2 protein-coding genes are annotated in these 2,497 nt (G+C 62.7%); both read left to right on the top strand.

Going from position 1 to position 2,497, the window contains the following annotated elements; genetic code table 11:
* Positions 1 to 280: 280 nt before the first annotated feature.
* On the top strand, positions 281 to 1,558 hold the full coding sequence (gene glyA, locus HMPREF3162_RS03265; protein ID WP_070776906.1) for a serine hydroxymethyltransferase: 1,278 nt from the start codon (positions 281 to 283) through the stop codon (positions 1,556 to 1,558).
* The gene (locus tag HMPREF3162_RS03260; protein WP_141750175.1) at positions 1,555 to 2,442 is read left to right on the top strand and encodes a bifunctional methylenetetrahydrofolate dehydrogenase/methenyltetrahydrofolate cyclohydrolase; all 888 of its coding nucleotides are present in this window, start codon (positions 1,555 to 1,557) and stop codon (positions 2,440 to 2,442) included. The genes glyA and HMPREF3162_RS03260 overlap by 4 nt, the downstream gene beginning before the upstream one ends.
* Positions 2,443 to 2,497: the final 55 nt, after the last annotated feature.

Here is a 2,497-nt window from a genome sequence, read left to right as displayed (position 1 = left end):
GCCGCAGAACCTGGTTCTGCGGCGCCCTTCGCGTTTCTGCATACTTCCGCGCGTTTGCCTTGGCACGTACGCAGTCCCGGCACGCCCGTTAGCCGGAATCCATCCTTTAGCCGCACAGGCACTCCCTTTAGCAGCTGAAGCACGCCTCAGTTGTGTGCTTAAGCGCAGATTCCGGCTAACGGGTGCCTGCGCGTGGGAAGGCGTTGTGTGACACATGAGACAATGAGGCCGTTGTGCCCGCTCAGACCGCACAACTGCCGTCTGAAGGAAAGGAACGTGGATGTCGAACACGCCTCTGTCGCAGAGCATTGCGGAAATCGATCCCGAGATCGCCAAGGTGCTCGACCAGGAGCTCGGCCGCCAGCAGGACTACCTCGAAATGATTGCGTCGGAGAACTTCGTTCCCCGCGCTGTGCTGCAGGCTCAGGGTTCAGTGCTGACAAACAAGTACGCCGAAGGCTACCCCGGCCGCCGCTACTACGGCGGCTGTGAATATGTTGACGTTGCAGAGGAACTTGCCATTGAACGAGCAAAGTCGCTCTTCGGTGCCAAGTACGCAAACGTTCAGCCGCACTCGGGCGCTTCTGCCAATGCCGCCGTTATGCACGCACTGGCGCGTGCCGGTGACGGTCTGCTGGGCCTTGATCTGGCCCACGGCGGACACCTGACACACGGCATGAAGATCAACTTCTCGGGCCGCCTGTACAGCGTGTCGTCCTATGAGGTTGATCCTGAAACCAATCGCGTCGACATGGATCAGGTGCGCCAGCGCGCCCAGGAGCACAAGCCGAAGGTGATCGTCGCCGGATGGTCGGCCTACCCCCGTCAACTGGACTTCAAGGCCTTCCGCGAAATCGCCGACGAAGTCGGCGCGTACCTGTGGGTCGACATGGCGCACTTCGCCGGGCTTGTTGCCGCTGGCCTGCATCCCAACCCGGTTGAGTACGCCGATGTTGTGTCCTCAACGGTCCACAAGACCCTCGGCGGACCCCGTTCGGGATTCATCCTGACGAACTCGGAAGAGCTGAACAAGAAGATCAATTCGGCTGTGTTCCCCGGCCAGCAGGGCGGCCCGCTCATGCACGTGATCGCTGGCAAGGCGGTCGCCTTCAAGCTCGCTGCCGCTGATGAATTCAAAGACCGCCAGAAGCGCACCGTCGAAGGCGCACAGATCCTTGCCGAACGCCTGCTCCGCGACGACGTTGCCGAAGCCGGTGTCTCCGTCCTCTCCGGCGGCACCGACGTTCACCTGGTGCTCGTAGACCTCCGCAACAGCGAAATCGACGGCAAACAGGGTGAGGACCTGCTCCACCAAGTGGGCATCACCGTCAACCGCAACGCCGTACCGTTTGACCCGCGCCCGCCCATGGTCACCTCCGGTCTGCGCATCGGCACCCCTGCACTTGCCACCCGGGGTCTCGACGCAGCCGCCTTCACCGAGGTTGCTGACATCATCGCCGAAACACTCAAGCCCGGTGCTGATCTTGCAGCGCTGCGTGAGCGCGTTGCCAAGGTCGCCAAGGACTTCCCGCTCTACGAAGGACTGGAACAATACTGATGCCACAGAAGCTTGACGGCAAAGCGACAGCCGCCGCCATCAAACAGGAACTTGCTGTTCGGGCACAGGCCCTGAAAGACCGCGGAATCACCCCGGGACTTGGCACGCTGCTCGTGGGTGAAGACCCCGGATCGCAGTGGTACGTCGCCGGGAAGCACCGGGACTGTGCTGAGGTGGGCATCGCGTCGATCCGCGAAGACCTCCCGGCAAGTGCCACCCAGCAGGAAATCGAAGACGCCGTCAACAGGCTCAACAACAACCCCGAATGCACGGGCTTCATTGTTCAGCTGCCGCTGCCGGATGGCATTGACACCAACCGGGTGCTCGAACTTGTCGACCCCGACAAGGACGCTGACGGCCTGCACCCCACCAACCTGGGGCGCCTGGTTCTGCGGGTGCGCGAAGACGTCACCTCACCGCTGCCGTGCACTCCGCGCGGCATCGTCGAGCTTCTGGAACGCCACGGGGTGAACCTCGACGGCAAACACGTGGTTGTGCTTGGTCGCGGTGTGACGGTCGGACGCCCCATTGGGCTTCTGCTGACGCGCCGCGATGTCAACGCCACCGTCACACTCACCCACACCGGCACGAAGAACCTCCCGCAGCTGCTGGAGCAGGCTGATGTCATCGTTGCGGCCGCCGGAGTGAAGGACATTGTCGCCGGTGACTGCGTGAAAGACGGAGCTGTTCTGGTAGACGTCGGGGTGTCCCGCGAAGAAGACCCGGAAACCGGAAAGTCGAAGGTAGTCGGGGATATCTCGCCGCAAGCCCGGGCCAAGTCCTCGTGGTACTCACCGAACCCCGGGGGAGTGGGCCCCATGACCCGCGCCATGTTGCTGGCCAATGTCATCGACATGGCCGAACGGGCCGCGGATCGCAGCTGACCGCGACATCCTGAACCACACAGTACGAGGCGCCGGTACAGAATTCTGTACCGGC

The sequence above is a fragment of the Brevibacterium sp. HMSC07C04 genome, assembly GCF_001815905.1.
In the GTDB taxonomy this organism is placed as follows: domain Bacteria; phylum Actinomycetota; class Actinomycetes; order Actinomycetales; family Brevibacteriaceae; genus Brevibacterium.
The sequence above is the reverse complement of the archived record's forward strand: the minus strand, read 5'-3'. Positions and strand labels throughout refer to the sequence as shown.

What these genes read in the sequence shown, in the direction of transcription:
- glyA (WP_070776906.1), top strand. Translation starts at nt 281, where the DNA reads ATGTCGAACACGCCTCTGTCGCAGAGCATTGCGGAAATCGATCCCGAG.